Source organism: Exiguobacterium sp. HVEsp1, from assembly GCF_002009685.1.
GTDB classification, from domain to species: Bacteria; Bacillota; Bacilli; order Exiguobacteriales; family Exiguobacteriaceae; genus Exiguobacterium; species Exiguobacterium profundum.
Genome location: NZ_KV917367.1, coordinates 1187321 through 1205919, shown reverse-complemented (window position 1 = coordinate 1205919; position 18599 = coordinate 1187321). Strand labels below are relative to the sequence as shown.

Below are 18599 nucleotides of genomic sequence, written 5' to 3'. Positions count from 1 at the left end.
AGAATGTAAGGTGACAATAGATAGCCGTTCAATAATCTGAAAATTTTCAAAGTATGAAACAAAATACACAATTGAAATTTTACTTCAAAACAAAAGAGCCAAAAAATGGCTCTCCTGTTCAAAGATCTTTATACTGTTGGATCGTTTCTAACGCACGGTTCGCGTAACGCTCGTACCGTTCTTGTTTCTTCACCTTTTTCGGAGCGTCTTCTAGTGATGGCACCAATCCGAAGTTTGCATTCATCGGTTGGAAGTGCTTCCCGTCGGCTGTCGTGATATAATGCGCCATCGAACCAAGCATCGTCTCACGCGGGAGAACGACGAGTTCTTCACCTGCGATCATCTTCGCCGCATTGATCCCAGCTAGAAGCCCGGACGCTGCCGACTCCACATATCCTTCTACCCCTGTCATCTGACCGGCGAAGAAGAGCGTGTCACGTGTACGCGCCTGATACGTCGGCTTGAGTAAGCTCGGTGAGTTGATGAACGTGTTACGGTGCATGACACCGTATCGGACGATGTCCGCATTCTCGAGTCCCGGGATGAGACGGATGATGCGCTTCTGTTCGCCCCACTTCAAATGTGTTTGGAAGCCTACCAAGTTATACAGTGTGCCCGCCGAGTTGTCTTGACGAAGCTGAACGACGGCATATGGACGTTTTCCTGTCTTCGGGTCTTCTAATCCGACCGGCTTCATCGGTCCGAAAAGAAGCGTCTTTTTCCCACGCTCGGCCATGACTTCAAACGGCATGCATCCTTCAAAGTAAATCTCTTTTTCAAACTCTTTTAGCGGAACGACTTCTGCCTTGATCAACTCTTCGTAAAACACATCAAACTCTTCTTCTGTCATCGGACAGTTCAAGTAAGCGGCTTCACCTTTGTCGTAACGCGACTTCAAATAGACTTTATCCCGATCAATCGTATCACCATCTAGAATTGGTGCTGCCGCGTCATAGAAGTAGAGATAATCTTCTCCTGTGAACGCCTTGAGTGATGCAGAGAGGTCAGGGGAGGTCAACGGGCCAGTCGCCACGATGACGATCCCTTCAGGAATCTCTTTGAGCTCTTCGTTGTGCACTGTGACATTCTCGTGGTTCTTTAGCTTCTCGGTGATGAATCCGGCAAACTCATGACGATCGACGGCAAGGGCACCCCCAGCAGGTACACTTGCCGTGTCCGCCGCCTTTAAGATGAGCGAGTCAAGCGTACGCATTTCTTCTTTCAAGACACCTACGGCATTTTGAAGACCGTTCGCACGTAGCGAGTTCGAACAAACGAGCTCCGCAAATTGATCCGTGTGGTGCGCCGGTGTTTGACGAACCGGTCTCATTTCATACAAATCTACTTGAATACCGCGCTTAGCGAGTTGCCAAGCCGCTTCGGAGCCGGCCAATCCAGCTCCGATTACAGTTACACGTTGTTGCAACATTAATCCTCCTCTTGCTGATGTACCTCGGTGTGGGTACAGTTCGTACATTGATATTTCACGCCGTCTTTAATTTTTTTCTCGACCATCAAACTGTCGCATACTGGACACGGTTTCGCAACCGGTTTATCCCATGAGACGAATTCACATTCCGGATAGTTCGAGCAACCATAGAAGAGACGACCTTTTTTACTACGACGTTCTACGATTTGTCCATCCTTACAGTTCGGACACGGGACACCGATTTCGACTTGTACCGGTTTCGTGTTCGTACAGTTCGGGAAGTTCGAGCACGCCATGAACTTGCCGTAGCGTCCCATCTTGATGACCATTGGTGACCCACAGACTTCACAATCAATTCCGGCAGGTTCATCTTTCACTTCGATTTTCTCGATTTCTTCTTCAGCACGCTTCAATCGTTTCTCGAAAGAACGATAAATCGGAGCGACGACTTCCGTCCACTCGACTTCCTTATGCTCGATCGAATCAAGAAGGGTCTCCATGTCGGCCGTGAACTGGACCGTGATGAAGTCGTTGAAATACTCATCAATCATCTCGATGACGAGTTCTCCAAGTTCAGTCGGTAAAAACTTTTTCTCTTCGAGAACGACATAACCGCGTCGTTGGATCGTGTCGAGTGTCGGCGCGTACGTCGACGGACGACCAATCCCGAGTTCTTCCATCGCTCGAACGAGTCGCGCCTCTGTATAACGAGGTGGCGGTTGTGTGAAGTGTTGTTTCGGCTCAATCGTTTCAAACGTCACGGTATCATCCACTTCGAGAGGTGGCAATAATCCTTCTTTCTCTTGGTTCGTGTCCTCAATGTCATCGTCTTTCGACTCGATATACACTTTCATGAAACCAGGGAATTTGACTGTCGACCCGTTCGCACGGAAAATCATCCCGTTCGACTCGACGTCGATTTTGACCGTATCGAGCACGGCTGGCGCCATTTGGCTCGCAATCAATCGTTCCCAAATCAACTTATACAGTCGCAACTGGTCACGTGACAGATATGGCTTCAAGGAAGCTGGGTCGCGCAATGCTGAAGTCGGACGAATCGCTTCGTGCGCGTCTTGGGCATTCGCTGATTTCTTTTCTTTTTGTTTCTGTGAGGCGACATACTCTTCACCGAATGTCGATTCGATATATTCCTTCGCCTCCGTCTTCGCCAAATCAGAGATACGTGTCGAGTCGGTACGCATATACGTAATCAAACCGACTGTACCCTCTTTTTTACCGAGATCGATTCCTTCATATAATTGCTGCGCGAGCATCATGGTCTTCTTCGCACGGAAATTCAATTTACGGGCAGCATCCTGCTGCAATGAACTGGTCGTGAACGGTAGCGAAGCGTTCCGCTTCCGTTCTTTCTTCGTTACATCAATGACTTTAAACGTATCATCGATGGTATCGAGGACAGATTGCGCATCTTCTTCAGACTTCAATTCCATCTTCTTCCCATCTTTTCCGTAAAATGAAGTCTCGAACGTTTCCCCATCATGATTTAAATCAAGTTTAATCGTCCAATACTCTTCCGGGTCGAACGCGTTAATTTCGCGCTCACGGTCGATAATCATCTTCACGGCTACCGATTGAACTCGCCCTGCAGACAATCCTTTTTTGACTTTCTTCCATAATAATGGACTCATCCCGTATCCGACAAGACGATCTAAAATGCGTCGGGCTTGTTGTGCATCGACGAGATCGTGATTGATCTTACGTGGATGTTTAAACGATTCTTTAATCGCATCTTTCGTGATTTCGTTAAAGACGACACGACATTCTGTCGTTTCATCGACACCGAGTGCGCGTGCTAAATGCCAAGCAATCGCTTCCCCTTCTCTATCGGGGTCGGCCGCGAGAAAGATTTTTGTCGCTTTTTTCGCTGCTGTCTTCAATTCTTTCAATACCGGTCCTTTACCACGGATGGTAATATACTTCGGTTCAAAGTCGTGTTCGACGTCTACACCGAGTTGACTTTTAGGCAAGTCAATCACGTGCCCCATCGAAGCTTTGACCATATAATTCGGACCTAAATAACGTTTAATTGTTTTTGCTTTCGCAGGTGATTCGACGATCACCAGATATTTTGCCATACATCTGCTCCCCTTTTAGAGGTCATTTAAATCCCTACCATAATATTCATGTTCTCACCGGTTTGTCAACGTACAATCTTGAGATCTCGAATAATTTGATCGGAATTCGTCAATGGAATCGCACCTTCTTCAATCAATCGGTTCGGTCCCTCTGCGAGTGGATCAAGGGGTGAACCAGGCACCGCAAATACCGTTTTTCCTTGCTCTAGGGCATGTCCGACCGTATTCATCGTCCCGCTCTTTCGTCTCGCCTGTATAACGACCAACGCATCACCAAGACCACTGACCAAACGATTTCTTTCCAAAAATTGAAATTTTTGAATCGGCGTGTTTGGTACATATTCACTTAGCAAGACTCCCTCTTGCGGAATCTGTAAAAGCATGTCTCGGTTCGCCGCCGGATAGAGCCGGTCCAGTCCAGCTCCGAGTACCGCCACGGTCGGGCGATGCGTGCGGAGGGCATGGGCGTGGACGAGCCCATCGATTCCGAGGGCGCCACCTGAAACAGATACAGTTTCTTCTATTAAAGAGTGATAGTGATTCACGAGCGATTGACTGATACGATTCAACTCACGACTTCCGACCATCGCAGTCGTTCTTTCTTGTAGTACCTCTAAATCTCCATGATAAAACAAGCAATATGGTGGGTTAGGGATGTCGAGTAACCGTTTCGGAAACAAGTCATCTTCCCATGTGACGAAATGTTTATACGATTCCGGTGCTTGGAAGGCTCGTTCGGCCCGTCTCCAGACATATTCAGAAAATTGTGTGCGATGTGCCCCGAGTGTTCCGTTCAAATAATGATGCACAAACTCAACTGGCATTCGCGCTGCAGCAAACCGAGCTATTGTTTGATTCATCACAAACTCTCCTTTAAAAAAATGAGGGATGCAAGCATCCCTCAAGATTCTTATGTCGTCGGTTGACCCGTGACACACGCTTCGTATAATCCTTGCTGTTTCAAGACACGAATCAATGTTTCACCGATGACCGCCGGTGTTTCAGCGACTTCGATTCCATTCGCGTTCAATGTCTTGATCTTCTCAGCAGCCGTCCCTTTACCACCTGAGATGATTGCGCCCGCATGTCCCATGCGCTTGCCTGCAGGAGCCGTCTGGCCGCCGATGAAACCGATGACTGGTTTCGTCATGTTGGCTTTTACCCATTCAGCTGCCTCTTCTTCAGCCGTTCCACCGATTTCCCCGATCATGATGACCGCTTTCGTGTCCTCATCTTCGTTGAACGCTTTAAGCGTATCGATGAAGTTCGTTCCGTTGACCGGGTCTCCCCCGATTCCAACAGCTGTCGATTGTCCGATACCTGCTGTCGTCAACTGATGAACCGCCTCATACGTGAGCGTCCCAGAACGTGATACGATTCCGACGTGCCCTTTCGTATGAATGTAGCCAGGCATGATGCCAAGTTTCGCTTCTCCAGGTGTGATGATACCAGGACAGTTCGGTCCGATTAAACGAGCCGGTTTGTCCTCGAGATAGCGTTTCACTTGAATCATGTCCACAACTGGGATTCCTTCTGTGATACAGATGATGAGCTCGATGCCGCTATCAGCCGCTTCCATGATCGAATCTGCTGCGAAAGCAGGTGGAACATAGATGATCGATGCATTGGCACCAGTCGCTTCGACCGCTTCAGACACGGTGTTGAAGACTGGAACGTTGTCGAGGACCGTCGTGCCACCTTTACCAGGTGTGACACCACCGACTAATTTCGTGTTATATGCGAGCATCTGTTCACCGTGGAACAGACCTTGCTTCCCTGTAATCCCTTGAATGATTACTTTCGTATCTTTATCCGCCCAAATACTCATGTCGTTTCCCCCTTATCGAACAAGTGCTGCGATTTTTTCTGCACCGTCAGCCATCGAGTTGGCCGTCGTGATCGCAAGTCCAGATTCATCGAGAATGCGCTTCCCGGCATCAACGTTCGTTCCTTCTAAGCGAACGACGAGTGGTAAGTCGAGTCCGATTTCTTTCGTCGCAGCGACAATCCCCTCTGCGATGATGTCACACTTCATGATTCCACCGAAAATGTTAACGAAGATCCCTTTGACCTGGTCATCAGACAAGATCAACTTGAATGCTTCTGTTACTTTTTCTTTCGTCGCACCGCCACCTACGTCGAGGAAGTTAGCGGGTTCAGCGCCGTAATGCTTGATGATATCCATCGTAGCCATCGCAAGACCGGCACCGTTGACGAGACAACCGATGTTTCCGTCGAGTGCGATGTAGCTGAGGTCGTGTTTCGACGCTTCCACTTCACGTGGGTCTTCTTCCGTCGTATCACGAAGCGCAAGGATGTCCGAGTGACGATAGAGCGCGTTGCTATCGAAGTTCAACTTCGCATCGAGCGCGATGACGTTACCGTCTTTCGTCGTGACGAGCGGGTTGATTTCCGCGATTGTGCAATCTGTCTCGACGTACACTTTGTACAACTTCATGACCATGTCACTGAACTTGTTGACGAGTTTCGTCGGGACTTCCATTTTGAATGCGAGACGACGCGCCTGGAATGGACGTAAGCCCACGACCGGGTCGACGATCTCTTTATGAATCTTCTCTGGTGTATGTTCAGCGACTTCTTCGATGTCCATTCCACCTTCAGATGAACCCATGATGACAATTCGGCCGATCGAACGGTCAAGCACGAGTCCTAAGTAAAATTCTTGGTCAATCGCGGAACCTTCTTCGATATAGAGACGCTGGACAACTTTTCCTTCCGGACCTGTTTGGTGTGTCACGAGCGTTTTCCCGAGAATCTCTGAAGCATATTGCTTCACTTCTTCATCTGTCTTCGCAAGTTTAACGCCACCCGCTTTACCGCGGCCACCTGCGTGGATTTGAGCTTTTACTACCTTCACTTCACCTTCAAGCTTCGCAGCAGCTGCCACAGCTTCTTCAACAGTAAAGGCCGGATAACCCGTCGGAACGGCTACCCCAAACTCTCTTAACAATTCTTTCGCCTGATACTCATGGATATTCATATGTTTTCCCCCTTAGTCCCCTTTAATATCGGCACGTCTATTGTAACGAAAAACTGAAAGCGCTGTCTATCGTTCTTGCTTTAAGTTTTCATCTTTTTTTCACATATATCCCTAGACAAATCAAATTTTATCCTGTTCCATCTGATAAAGAAACACAAAAAGTTCGGCAATGACCTGATAAACGTCCTCCGGGATTTGCTCTTCGATGTTCAACGCCGACAGTAACGAGAGGAGCGCTGGGTCTTCATGAACAGGAACTCCGTTCGCTAAAGCAATCTCAAGCATCCGCTCGGCGACGATTCCCGTTCCCTTCGCTACGACGTGCGGCGCATCCATCGACTGCTCATAGGAGAGCGCAATCGCTTTCTTCTGGTCTTTCATATTTGGAGGTCCACCTTTCCGAGTGGCGCGAACGTAGCCGGAACATGTTCACGCTTCGCTTCATACGAAAATGAAGACAGTTCGAACGACACCTTTTTTAGGCCTTCTTTCAAAAGTGGTTCGTATGTACGGACGTATGGAGCCAAATCGTGTTGCTCATTGAATACACGTACGGACACGTAACGCTTTTGAATCAACACATCAATCCCGGTCTCACCATATCGCGGCGTTTCAAGAAACAAGACGATCCGCGCATGATCCGAGTCCATCGTCTCTCGTTTCGGGGCCTCTAGACGAAGTTGAACGTTTTCAAACGGACCCAATTGCGGTATGTGAAATGCTTGGGCGACGAACGGCGGGCTTTGGCTCGCGTTGAACGCTTCCTGCGCACGCACGAACTGCTCGAACTTCGGCTCACCTTTCGCTTTGAACAGTTCCCCGACGAGCGCCTTTACATCCTGACCTGCGCCGCTTTCTAACGCGTTTTTCCCGGCCGCCTTCACGGATTCTGGCGTCAGCATCGGCTCCCGCATCAAGCGTCCGAGCTGTTCTCCTAACGCTTGCAGCGGCGACTTGGCAGCCATGAGCGATTCCGTCGCTTGCGTGACGACTTTCAAGACGAGCTTCGGTTCGACGTCCGTGACGACCAGCTTATACGTGACGTTCTCTTTCACGTTCGCATTGACGCCGACCCGGAAAATCCCTTGGGGCAGTTGCATGACCGCCTCGTTGCCAGGTAAGAGCTGCAACACCTTTCCGACGACTGTGTTCCCTAGTAATAGCGGGCGTGACGTCTGTTCCGTCACTTTGAACGGCATCACCCCTTGATGATCGATCCGCAACGTGACCACTCCTTTCACATATGCTTGATGGGGGCGAACGTACGGCGATGAATCGGAGTCACCCCAAGGCGTCTTAACCCTTCTAAATGAGTCTCTGTTCCATATCCTGCGTTTTTCGCAAATCCGTATCCAGGATACGTCAAATCATATTCTTCCATCATCCGGTCCCTTACCACCTTAGCGACGACACTTGCCGCGGCTATCGACACACTGAGCGTGTCCCCTTTAACCAATGACTGTTGAGGGATGTCGAGCTCGAGTTTCATGGCGTCAATCAATAGGGCGTCTACTTCTCCGACTTGATGAATCGCCTCTGTCATCGCAAGCTTCGTCGCCTCATAGATGTTAATCTCATCGATTACCGCGGGCTCGACGATCCCGACACCGACCTCTGCGACCTCGATGATGTGTGCGTATGCCGCGTCCCTCGCCGCTTTGGTCATTTTTTTTGAATCATTCAATCCCGGGAGGTAGAACCCATCCGGCAACAAGACCGCCGCTGCCACGACCGGTCCCGCAAGCGGCCCCCGTCCGACCTCATCGACTCCGACAATTCGAGTGAAGCCTTCCGCCTTCCATTCACGTTCATACGTCATGCGACGTTCGAAATCGTCCTGTAACGCCCGTTCTCGCTCGAATTGGCGCTGTTTTTGCCGTAGCAACGTTTGCACGCCCGCTCGAGGGTCTCGTGACAAGGTCGGGAAGATGTATACCCATTCTTCATATCGGATGTCCTCTAGTTGTTGTTTAATCTGTTGAATCGTCACGGTCTTCCTCCTATTCAAAAAAGCCCTGTGTGCACAGGGCTTTACGCCATTTCGTGATCAGCCGGTGTCTCAAGGGAGATCCGTCCGATTTTTTCATGTCGTAGTTCATTTAAAAGTAGTTCGCTCGCCTTTTCGAAATCGACGTAACCACCACTGATGAGACCACGCTTTTTCCCGATCAACTCAAGGAGCTCCACGCCGTCCTCGGGTAACGTTTCAAGTTTGAATCGTTCCTTTAATTGTTCCGGATAACGAGCATGCAACTCGCGAACCGTATACAAGGCGATATCATCCAAGTTGAGAATCTCGTCTTTGATGGCGCCGGTCGCGGCTAGACGATATCCGACAAGTTGATCCTCGAACTTCGGCCAGAGAATCCCCGGCGTGTCCAACAGTTCCATCTCGCCGCCTTTCATCTTGATCCACTGTTGACGCTTCGTCACACCAGGACGGTCGCCCGTGATAGCAATGTTTCGTCCAGCGAGACGGTTGATGAGCGTCGACTTCCCGACGTTCGGGATTCCGATGATGAGCGCACGGATCGGTCCGGGGTTACGCCCCTTCTCACGCATCCGGTCATGCTTTTCTTTCATCAACTTCTGAGCACCCGTGATGAGCTGTTTTAAGCCTTTGCTATGCTTCGCGTCGACAGCGACAACCTCGACTTCTTCGCGTTTCAAGGCACGTAACCACGCCTCCGTCACGACGGGGTCGGCCATGTCTGCTTTGTTCAAGACGATGAGACGGGGTTTTCCCGCTGTAATCTCATCGACCATCGGGTTGCGACTCGACTGAGGCACGCGTGCATCCACGAGTTCGATGACGACATCGATTAGTTTTAATTTTTCAGTTACTTGTCTTCTTGCTTTGGCCATGTGGCCAGGAAACCATTGAATTGCCAAAAAAGCACCACCTTAATCTTCTACCGTGCCAACATCATCGAGTGGCCAGAAGATGAAGTTCGTCTTGCCGACAATCTCCTCTTTCGACACAAATCCGATCTCACGGCTGTCTTTCGAGTTTTGACGATTGTCTCCCATGACGAAGTATGATTCCTCTGGAACGACCGACTCACCCGTCACTTGTTCGAGTGTAAAGTTCTCCGTCAACGGGAACCCGTTCATCTGGGCACGAAACTCGTCTAAATACGGCTCTTCGACCGCTTCACCGTTAATATAAAGTACATCATCTCGATATTCGAGCGTGTCGCCTGGGATGGCGATGACACGTTTAATATAGTCTTTTGATTCAGTCGCATGGAATACGACGATATTACCTCGGTCTAGCTCCCCAACATAGTTCGAAATTTTACTGACGATCATTCGATCCGCATTGTGGAGTGTCGGCATCATCGACTCTCCTTCAACGATGACAGGAACGAAGATGAACGTCCGGATGACGAACGCGATGACAAGAGCGACCACGATGGCTTTTAGCCAACTAAACACTTCTTTCAACTTCACTCACTCCTCTATCCATTTGAACTTATTGTACTAGAAAAAAAGAAGCTTGTCGCAAGCGACAAGCTTAATTCCCATCTTAACGACGGATTTCTTTAATACGTGCTGCTTTACCGCGAAGGTTACGGAGGTAGTAAAGTTTCGCACGGCGAACTTTACCGTAGCGTACGACTTCGATTTGTGCAACGCGTGGTGAGTGAAGCGGGAATGCACGCTCAACACCTACGCCGTAAGAAATCTTACGGACTGTGAATGTTTCGCTGATGCCGCCACCTTTACGCTTGATTACAACACCTTCGAAGATCTGGATACGCTCACGCGTTCCCTCTACAACTTTAACGTGGACACGTACTGTGTCACCAGGACGGAAAGCAGGTACGTCCGATTTGAATTGTTCTTCTGTGATTTCACGGAACAGTTTTTGTGTGTTCATGAATCATATCTCCTTTTTCTTCAATGTTCATATCTTCATATGCCCAAGCATCCAATAGCGGAACATCGGTAATCGATGGGTTTAACCCACATGCTCAAACATAGCATATATTTCTCAATCGCGCAACGATTGCAGAAACTTTTTATCGACATCCGTCAACTCGACATGTTCGAGCAAATCCGGACGTCGTCGATACGTGCGTTCGAGCGATTGCTCTCGGCGCCATGCCTCGATCCGGGCGTGATTTCCCGACAAGAGCACTTCCGGCACGGTCAATCCACGAAAATCAGCCGGTCGTGTATAGTGAGGGTATTCCAAGAGACCAGTCGAGAACGAGTCGTCTTCATGGCTCGCCTGATCGCCAAGTACATCCGGAATGAGCCTTACGGTCGCATCAATCATGACCATCGTCGCGAGCTCTCCACCTGTCAAAACGAAATCACCGATCGACACCTCGTCGGTCGCCAGTTCATCATGGATCCGTTGGTCGAACCCTTCATAATGTCCACATAGAAAGACCAGATGTTCCTCCTTGGCCCATTCTTCGGCCATTCGTTGATTGAACGGTTTTCCGGTAGGCGTCGTGAGAATGACCCTTGGGCTCTTCGCCTCAAGGGAATGAAATGCATCAAAGATCGGCTGCGGCGTGAGCAACATGCCCGCTCCACCGCCGTACGGATAATCATCGACTTTATGATGCTTGTTCGTTGAAAAGTCCCGAAAATTGAGGAACGACATCTCCACTTGCCCGAGCGTCTTCGCCCGACCGACGATGGAGTGATCGAGCGCATGAAACATCTCGGGGAACAACGTCAATACATCAATCTTCATCGTCAATCATTCCAGGGATCGGCGTGATGACGACACGCTTCGCATCGACATCAATCTCTTGGACGACCGATTCGATATAAGGGATGAGCGCGTCCGACTTTCCTGGTCGTTTGATGACCCATACGTCGTTCGCTCCATTCGTTTCAAAGATGTCGTCGACGACACCAATGACTTCCCCATCCACGACAGCCTCACAGCCGATGATTTCATGATAATAATATTCGTGTTCGTCCAAGTCGTGGACGTGTTCGGCGTGGACATATAGTTTCAGCCCTTTATATTTTTCAATGAGATTGATATTGTCAAACCCTTTGAATGTGACGAGGTGAAACTGCTTATGAGGACGATACGTCGTGATCGTCATTTCCTGTTTCGTTCCGTCGACATCAAGAAACAACGTGTTTCCTTTTTTAAATCGCTCTTCTGGAAAGTCTGTCGCCGCCAAAATCTTCACTTCCCCTTTTAGGCCGTGCGTATTGGCGATTTTCCCTACATATAACCAGTCCATCTTTTTCCCTCCTCAACAAAATAGGCCGACCTCAGAAAAGGTCGGCCACATCATTACTTCGCGTTTTTCGCGTTGTGGAATTTCTCCATGATCCCTGCTTTAGAGAACAAGTTGCGTACTGTGTCAGATGGCTTCGCGCCGTCTGCCAACCATTTGAGAGCGAGTTCTTCGTTGATGCGAACTTCTGCTTCTGGTTTTGCAACCGGGTTGTAGTGACCAACTTGCTCGATGAAGCGACCGTCACGTGGTGAACGTGAGTCTGCTACAACGATACGGTAGAAAGGTGATTTTTTTGCGCCCATGCGCTTAAGACGAATTTTAACTGCCATGGTAATATACCTCCATCATGTGTTTAAGAATTGACAACTTTTATAGTATACAGCTTTTTCGTTCGACTGACAAAAGATTTTGTTAGAAGAATGGAAGGCCGAGACCTTTTTTCTTCCCTTTCATTTGTCCTGACATTTGTTTCATCATCTTCTTCATGTCATCGAACTGTTTGATGAGACGGTTCACTTCTTGAATCGAGCGACCGCTCCCTTTTGCGATCCGCTTACGACGACTCGCGTTGAGCACTTCCGGATTGGCGCGCTCATGTTTCGTCATCGAGCGAATGATCGCTTCGACGTGATCGAGTTGTTTCTCGTCGATTTGGACGTTCTTCAACCCTTTCATCTTACCTGCACCAGGTAACATCGAAAGTAATTCATCAATTGGTCCCATGTTTTTCACTTGGGCCAACTGTTCAATGAAATCATCGAACGTGAATGACGCGTCACGAATTTTGCTTTCAAGCTCCTTCGCTGCGTCTTGGTCCATCTGTGTCTCGGCTTTTTCAATGAGCGAGAGCACGTCCCCCATTCCAAGGATCCGTGACGCCATGCGTTCCGGGTGGAATGGTTCGAGGGCATCCAACTTTTCTCCGAGACCGACGAATTTAATCGGCGCTCCCGTGACTGCCTTGATCGAAAGGGCTGCCCCGCCTCGTGTATCTCCGTCGAGCTTTGTGAGCACGACCCCGGTGATTCCGAGTTTCTCATTGAAACTGTCGGCCACATTGACCGCATCTTGACCCGTCATCGAATCGACGACGAGGAAGATCTCATTTGGTTTGGCAATCGTCTTCACATTTTCGAGCTCGCCCATAAGCGTCTCATCGATATGAAGGCGACCGGCCGTATCGATCAACACGAAATCGTGATGATTTGTTTTTGCGTACTCGAGTGCCTTCGTCACAATCTCTTCCGGCTTCACTTGATCACCAAGTGAGAAGACCGGTAAATCGAGTTGTTTTCCGAGTGTCTCGAGCTGCTTGATTGCCGCCGGACGGTAAATGTCCGCCGCGACGAGAAGAGGACTTCGGTTATGCTTTTTACGAATCAAGTTCGCTAGCTTCCCGGTCGTTGTCGTTTTCCCTGCCCCTTGCAGACCGACCATCATGACGACTGTCGGTGGTTTCTGACTGAATGTGATCGGGACGACATCGCTTCCCATCAAGTTCGACAACTCTTCGTGAACGATTTTGACGACTTGTTGACCTGGCGTCAATGATTTCATGACATCCTGACCAACGGCGCGCTCCTTCACGTCATTGACGAATTGCTTGACGACTTTAAAGTTGACGTCGGCTTCGAGGAGGGCGAGGCGTACCTCACGCATCATCTCTTTGACATCGGCCTCCGAGATTTTCCCTTTACCGCGCATTTTTGAAAGTGTCGATTGCAATCGTTCTGATAATCCTTCAAATGCCATGCTTCAGCCCCCTACTCTAAATTCTCAAGCGCAGAAATCGTGGCGCTCACGTCATCGGTGAGCTCGACTTGACGTTTGAGGGTCTGAAGAAGTTGCTGGCGCTGTTCGAACTTTTCGAATAGGGCTAGCTTTTCCTCGTACTGTTCAAGCATCGTTTCTGTACGCTTTATGTTATCGTAGACCGCTTGACGGCTGACTTCAAACTCTTCCGCAATCTCTCCGAGCGAGTAGTCATCTAGGTAATAAAGAGACATATAGTTGCGCTGTTTCGGTGTGAGGAGCGCTTGATAGAAATCGATGAGATAGTTCATGCGATTCGTTTTTTCGAGCGTCAAACCTTTCACCTCCACATGTTAAGTGAAATCCCTTTACAACTACCTATAGTACAGCCGTGCCTAGTACTTGTCAAGTTTTTTTCTTAACAGCAAAACTTAGGCGAGGTCCTCGTTTGTGTCCTCTTTTTCTGTCAAAGCTTCCTCGTTCTTGTCTTCAAAAACGTCACCGAACAATCCAAGGACGAACTGTTCTGGATCAAACTCCTGTAAATCGTCAATCTTCTCTCCAAGGCCGACATACTTGACCGGGATATCGAGTTCGTTCCGAATCGCTAGGACAATTCCGCCTTTGGCCGTCCCATCGAGCTTCGTGAGGACGATTCCGCTCACGTTCGTCGCTTCTTTGAACGCTTTCGCTTGAACCATGGCGTTTTGACCCGTCGTCGCGTCTAATGCGAGCAATACTTCGTGCGGTCCGTTCGGTACTTCCCGCTCAATGACTCGTTTGACTTTTTCAAGTTCTTTCATTAGATTGACCTTATTTTGAAGACGTCCCGCCGTATCACAAATCAAGACGTCCATGTTGCGTGACTTGGCAGCCTGAACGGCGTCAAAGACGACGGCAGCCGGGTCAGATCCTTCCGTTTGACGAATGACGGGTACCCCGACACGTTCTCCCCATACTTGAAGTTGCTCGATAGCGCCGGCACGGAACGTATCACCTGCCGCGAGCATGACGGAACGCCCTTCAGATTTCAACTGGTGCGCCAGCTTGCCGATGGTCGTTGTCTTTCCGACACCATTGACGCCGACAAACAAGATGACCGTGAGTCCGTCCTGCATATTGAGTTCACAGTCCGATTCATCCTCTTGGAGGCGGTTCGCCACCACTTCGACGAGTGCGTCACGCACCGCGACCGGGTCCTTCAGATTACGTCGCTTCACTTCTTCTTTCAAATCTTCGACGAGGTCCATCGTCGTCGTGACGCCGACGTCCGCTTGAATGAGTAAATCTTCGAGTTCATCGAAGAAATCTTCATCCACCTCGCGGAAGCGATAGACGAGGTCGTTGACGGCACTTGCAAAGCCGTCACGTGTCTTCGTCAACCCCTCTGTAAACTTCTGTGACACCTCTTGGGTAGATGTCGTCAACTTCTCTTTTAATTTCTTGAAAAAGCTCAACGTGATTCCTCCATCTCTTCATCCATTTCAACGACACGTTTTGCTTCAGACAGTTCGACCGATAATACCTCGGACACCCCGTTCTGTTGCATCGTGACGCCATATAGTGTGTCCGCCGCTTCCATCGTGCCTTTACGGTGCGTGATGATGACGAACTGCGTGTCGATCGACAACGTCCGAATGTATTCTCCGAAACGATGCACGTTCGCCTCGTCAAGGGCCGCCTCGACTTCATCGAGGACACAGAACGGTACGGGACGCGTCTTCAAAATCGCAAACAATAAGGCGATGGCCGTCAGCGCACGCTCCCCACCAGACAACAGACTGAGCGTCTGTAACTTTTTACCCGGTGGTTTGGCGACGATTTCGATTCCTGTGTTCAACAAATCCGATTCGTCGACCAATTTCAAATCCGCTTCCCCGCCACCGAAGAGCTCGGTGAACGTCTGTTTGAAGTGCGCCCGGACGCTCGTATAGGTCTCTTTGAAGAGGCGTGTCACTTCGCGGTCCATCTCGGCGATGATCTCATATAAATCCTCTTTTGCACTGACGAGGTCATCCCGTTGCTCGGATAAGAATGTGAACCGTTCATGGACACTATCAAACTCTTCGATCGCATTTAGATTGACCGGTCCGATCTCTTCGATTTGACGAACGAGCAACTTGAACTCCTCTTTCGCCTCTTCTAGTGGGATCTCGAGTGCCGGCAATAGTTCTGCAACGAGTCCATTCTCTTCTAATGCATCGAGCTTCCATTGTCGTTTCAGCTCGAACTCTTGTTTTGCCGTTTCGAGTTTTCGGACGACAGCTTCTGCTTGACGTCTTGCCTCCGTTGCCTGATCGACCCGTTGACGTATGATCCGATACGCCTCTTCGTTCGTCTTGAGTGTTGCCGTCACTTCTTGAAGCCGCTCTTGAATTTCTGTGAAATCCAGTTTGGCAGTAGCAAGCGTCGCCTCAAGTTCCATAGACGACACGACTTCTCCACTCTCGAGCCGCGTCAGTTCACGCTCCATCTGATCGCTTCGTTCCTGCAGACGATTTTGTTCGGTCGTCAAACGGTCCAATTCATATCGGACCCGTTCTTCTTCGAGCGTGTGCCGCTGAAGATCGAGCTCGTTTTGACGAAGCATCGATTCCAGTTGGCCCGTGCTCTCAGCACTTTTCGCCTGCTCGGCCCGAAGCGATTCGAGACGAGAACGAATGTCAGCTTGTGCGCGGTCCGTATCGGCCAATTCAATCGTCAGTCGCTCTAATTCGGCAGTCGCTGTCTCGATCGTCCGCTCGTAGCGCATCATTTCATGATCGAACAGTTCAAGTTGTGACTTGGCATCGAGCGAGGCACGTTCCGCAGTACGGTAGGCTGACTCGACTTCACGGAGGTTCGTTTCAACGGAACGTTTCTCATCCCGAAGTTCAGATAATTGATGCGTAATGTCCGTCAACTGTTCTGTATACTCTTGAAGACGTGTTTTTTGTTCATGCAACATGGCGAGCCCTTGGGTGAGACCTTGTTTCAAGTCATCCAATTCGCGCGACTGCGTGAACAGGGCCACGCCCTGCTTGCGACTACCACCCGTCATCGAACCACCGACGTTGACGATGTCCCCTTCTAACGTGACGACACGGAAACGATAACCCGTCGATTGGGCGATGCGGTTCGCGACTTCAAGTGTCTCCGCCACGAGCACTGAACCGAGCAACGACTTTTTCAACGTCTCGTATGATGCATCTGTTTCAACGAGTTCCGACGCCACCCCGACAAATCCGTTCATCGAGTCGAGTCGATCGAACACGTCACTCGGCACGAATCTCGGTTTGATCGTCGTCATCGGCAAGAATGTCGCCCGTCCTGCGTTGGCTTTTCGTAATTTGTCAATTTCACGGCGCCCCACTGATTCATCTTGTACGACCACATGCTGCTGTGTCTGCCCAAGTGCCGTTTCGATTGCCGCTTCATACGAAGGACGGACACGAATCAATTCGGCGACAGCACCAAGGACACCTGGTGAGCGGTCTTTTAAGACGAACTTGACCGCATGGAAATAGCCTTCATACGATTGCTTCATCCGTTCGAGCATCTCGATTCGGTCTTCCGTCTTCTGACGGCGGCGTTCGAGATCGTAATAAGACGATTCGGCTCGGGTACGTTTTTCACGAATTGACGTCTCTTCGTCCCGAAGTTCCGTTTCTTTTTTACTCAGTTGTTCAAAGCGACTTTGCACCACTTCATACTGTTCTCGAGTCGTCAAAAGCGTCGCTTCCTGCGAGGAACGATCCTCGAGACGATGTTTGTTCTCGCGAAGAAGGCGTTCTTTCGACTCGACGGCGACATCGATATCTCGTTGTTCCCGCTTTTGTTGGTTACCGATTGTCGCTTTCGTTGTCGCGAGTTCAAACGCCTCACTTTGTAACGCTTCAATTTCAGCATTGAAATCACGAGAGGCGGCTGTCAACTGTTGTTGAAGCGTCTCTCTCGTCGCAGTCGTTTGTTTCAACGTGTTTCCTTTTTGGTCAAGTTCTTCACGAACGACCTTCAACCGCGCTTCAAGCTCGGTCATCTCCGCACGTACTTCTTCGCGTTGACGGATGAGTCGTTCTTTCATCTCGGCACCATGTTCTTCTTGTGCTTTTGCGAGCTTGATGTCACCCGTCAAGCGCTCGACATAGGTCGAGTGCTCCCGTTCGTTCTGGTTGAGCTCTGTCAATTCTTCACGCAGCTCAGCAAGCGTTGCTTCGAGCCCGCTACGTTCCTCCGTGAGGTCACGTACCGAACGGTCACAGTCAGATAACTGTTGAACCGATTCCACGTGACGTGCCGACACTTGTTCAATCTCCTGTTGGAGCAATTGAATTTCTGCGCCCATGATTCCCGTTTCGAGTTCATCATGCCTCGCTTTGGCGACTTTGTACTCCCGCGCGAGTGCAGCCTGTTCACGGAGCGGTTCGACCCGGTCCGCCAACTCGAACAGAATGTCGTCGACTCGGGACAAGTTTAATTCGGTGTCCTGTAACTTGCGTTCAGCCTGTTTTTTCCGCTGACGATATTTCAATACACCGGCTGCCTCTTCGATGACGGCACGGCGATCTTCCGGTTTCCCAGAAATGACTTGTTCGACCCGCCCTTGACCGATGATGGCGAACGCATCTCGTGAAAGACCTGTATCCATAAATAAATCAATCACATCTTTTAACCGACATGGTTTTTTATTCATAAAATAGTCGCTGTCCCCACTTCGGGTCACGCGACGGGTCACACTCACTTCTTCATATGGGAGACGCAACTGTTCGTCTCGATTATCGAGGACGAGCGTGACTTCGGCGACATTTCGGTGATTCTCTCCTTCACTTCCGGCAAAGATGACATCTTCCATCTTGGCACCACGAAGTGATTTGGCCGACTGTTCTCCGAGTACCCAGCGAACAGCGTCCGATATATTGGATTTCCCGCTCCCGTTCGGCCCTACTACAGCCGTGACGCCGGGACGGAAATCTAATTCAATTCGCTTGGCAAATGATTTAAAGCCAGCGAGTTCGATTCGTTTTAAGTGCATCGTGACCATCCTATCCGCAGTAAGCATTCATCTGTATATTTTACCACAGTTAACAGTTCGTCAAAATGCCCGAATCATGCTATTCTAA

At 49.7% G+C, this 18599-nt stretch carries 18 protein-coding genes; all 18 read right to left on the bottom strand.

From position 1 onward, the window contains the following. Positions 1-118 precede the first annotated feature (118 nt). Entirely contained in the window at positions 119-1429 is a 1311-nt protein-coding gene (gene trmFO, locus BV910_RS06195) for an FADH(2)-oxidizing methylenetetrahydrofolate--tRNA-(uracil(54)-C(5))-methyltransferase TrmFO (RefSeq protein WP_078146695.1), read from the bottom strand. Continuing rightward, positions 1429-3525, bottom strand: coding sequence for a type I DNA topoisomerase (topA, locus tag BV910_RS06190; protein WP_078146694.1), 2097 nt, complete (start codon positions 3523-3525; stop codon positions 1429-1431). The genes trmFO and topA overlap by 1 nt, the downstream gene beginning before the upstream one ends. Before the next feature lie 65 nt (positions 3526-3590). Continuing rightward, the gene (gene dprA, locus BV910_RS06185; RefSeq protein ID WP_078146693.1) at positions 3591-4385 is read right to left on the bottom strand and encodes a DNA-processing protein DprA; all 795 of its coding nucleotides are present in this window, start codon (positions 4383-4385) and stop codon (positions 3591-3593) included. Positions 4386-4435: 50 nt separating this feature from the next. Further along, positions 4436-5353 carry a succinate--CoA ligase subunit alpha gene (gene sucD / locus BV910_RS06180; RefSeq protein WP_078146692.1) on the bottom strand — a complete coding sequence of 306 codons (918 nt, stop codon included), beginning with the start codon at positions 5351-5353 and terminating at the stop codon, positions 4436-4438. A gap of 12 nt (positions 5354-5365) precedes the next feature. After that, complete coding sequence (sucC, locus tag BV910_RS06175; RefSeq protein WP_078146691.1) at positions 5366-6526, bottom strand: ADP-forming succinate--CoA ligase subunit beta; 1161 nt, start codon at positions 6524-6526, stop codon at positions 5366-5368. A 120-nt stretch (positions 6527-6646) separates the two neighbouring features. Continuing rightward, positions 6647-6907 (bottom strand): EscU/YscU/HrcU family type III secretion system export apparatus switch protein, encoded by a 261-nt coding sequence (locus tag BV910_RS06170; protein WP_031421639.1) that lies wholly within the window; start codon positions 6905-6907, stop codon positions 6647-6649. Beyond that, positions 6904-7758, bottom strand: a complete 855-nt coding sequence (locus BV910_RS06165; RefSeq protein ID WP_240499805.1) for a hypothetical protein — start codon at positions 7756-7758, stop codon at positions 6904-6906. Before BV910_RS06165 ends, BV910_RS06170 begins: the two co-directional genes overlap by 4 nt. Positions 7759-7763: 5 nt before the next feature. After that, a complete protein-coding gene (locus tag BV910_RS06160) occupies positions 7764-8516 on the bottom strand; it encodes a ribonuclease HII (protein ID WP_078146689.1) in 753 nt (250 codons plus the stop codon). 41 nt (positions 8517-8557) lie between these two features. Further along, entirely contained in the window at positions 8558-9418 is an 861-nt protein-coding gene (ylqF, locus tag BV910_RS06155) for a ribosome biogenesis GTPase YlqF (protein WP_078146688.1), read from the bottom strand. 12 nt (positions 9419-9430) lie between these two features. After that, complete coding sequence (gene lepB / locus BV910_RS06150; RefSeq protein WP_078146687.1) at positions 9431-9973, bottom strand: signal peptidase I; 543 nt, start codon at positions 9971-9973, stop codon at positions 9431-9433. 82 nt (positions 9974-10055) lie between these two features. Next, positions 10056-10409, bottom strand: coding sequence for a 50S ribosomal protein L19 (gene rplS / locus BV910_RS06145; RefSeq protein ID WP_015881369.1), 354 nt, complete (start codon positions 10407-10409; stop codon positions 10056-10058). Positions 10410-10523: 114 nt separating this feature from the next. Continuing rightward, positions 10524-11240 carry a tRNA (guanosine(37)-N1)-methyltransferase TrmD gene (gene trmD / locus BV910_RS06140; protein WP_078146686.1) on the bottom strand — a complete coding sequence of 239 codons (717 nt, stop codon included), beginning with the start codon at positions 11238-11240 and terminating at the stop codon, positions 10524-10526. After that, positions 11230-11748 carry a ribosome maturation factor RimM gene (gene rimM, locus BV910_RS06135; RefSeq protein WP_078146685.1) on the bottom strand — a complete coding sequence of 173 codons (519 nt, stop codon included), beginning with the start codon at positions 11746-11748 and terminating at the stop codon, positions 11230-11232. Before rimM ends, trmD begins: the two co-directional genes overlap by 11 nt. 53 nt (positions 11749-11801) lie before the next feature. After that, on the bottom strand, positions 11802-12077 hold the full coding sequence (gene rpsP, locus BV910_RS06130) for a 30S ribosomal protein S16 (RefSeq protein WP_015881366.1): 276 nt from the start codon (positions 12075-12077) through the stop codon (positions 11802-11804). A gap of 82 nt (positions 12078-12159) precedes the next feature. Then, positions 12160-13500, bottom strand: a complete 1341-nt coding sequence (ffh, locus tag BV910_RS06125; protein ID WP_031421628.1) for a signal recognition particle protein — start codon at positions 13498-13500, stop codon at positions 12160-12162. Between the two features lie 11 nt (positions 13501-13511). Continuing rightward, positions 13512-13835, bottom strand: coding sequence for a putative DNA-binding protein (locus tag BV910_RS06120; RefSeq protein WP_015881364.1), 324 nt, complete (start codon positions 13833-13835; stop codon positions 13512-13514). Positions 13836-13931: 96 nt separating this feature from the next. Further along, entirely contained in the window at positions 13932-14957 is a 1026-nt protein-coding gene (gene ftsY / locus BV910_RS06115; RefSeq protein WP_078146684.1) for a signal recognition particle-docking protein FtsY, read from the bottom strand. Next, entirely contained in the window at positions 14954-18511 is a 3558-nt protein-coding gene (gene smc, locus BV910_RS06110) for a chromosome segregation protein SMC (protein WP_078146683.1), read from the bottom strand. Before smc ends, ftsY begins: the two co-directional genes overlap by 4 nt. Positions 18512-18599 lie beyond the last annotated feature (88 nt).

Coding starts and splice junctions, on each gene's coding strand:
- sucD (WP_078146692.1), bottom strand. CDS start 5,353: ATGAGTATTTGGGCGGATAAAGATACGAAAGTAATCATTCAAGGGATT.
- rimM (WP_078146685.1), bottom strand. CDS start 11,748: ATGGACTGGTTATATGTAGGGAAAATCGCCAATACGCACGGCCTAAAA.
- ffh (WP_031421628.1), bottom strand. CDS start 13,500: ATGGCATTTGAAGGATTATCAGAACGATTGCAATCGACACTTTCAAAA.
- dprA (WP_078146693.1), bottom strand. CDS start 4,385: ATGAATCAAACAATAGCTCGGTTTGCTGCAGCGCGAATGCCAGTTGAG.
- topA (WP_078146694.1), bottom strand. CDS start 3,525: ATGGCAAAATATCTGGTGATCGTCGAATCACCTGCGAAAGCAAAAACA.
- trmFO (WP_078146695.1), bottom strand. CDS start 1,429: ATGTTGCAACAACGTGTAACTGTAATCGGAGCTGGATTGGCCGGCTCC.
- sucC (WP_078146691.1), bottom strand. CDS start 6,526: ATGAATATCCATGAGTATCAGGCGAAAGAATTGTTAAGAGAGTTTGGG.
- BV910_RS06170 (WP_031421639.1), bottom strand. CDS start 6,907: ATGAAAGACCAGAAGAAAGCGATTGCGCTCTCCTATGAGCAGTCGATG.
- rplS (WP_015881369.1), bottom strand. CDS start 10,409: ATGAACACACAAAAACTGTTCCGTGAAATCACAGAAGAACAATTCAAA.
- trmD (WP_078146686.1), bottom strand. CDS start 11,240: ATGAAGATTGATGTATTGACGTTGTTCCCCGAGATGTTTCATGCGCTC.
- smc (WP_078146683.1), bottom strand. CDS start 18,511: ATGCACTTAAAACGAATCGAACTCGCTGGCTTTAAATCATTTGCCAAG.
- rpsP (WP_015881366.1), bottom strand. CDS start 12,077: ATGGCAGTTAAAATTCGTCTTAAGCGCATGGGCGCAAAAAAATCACCT.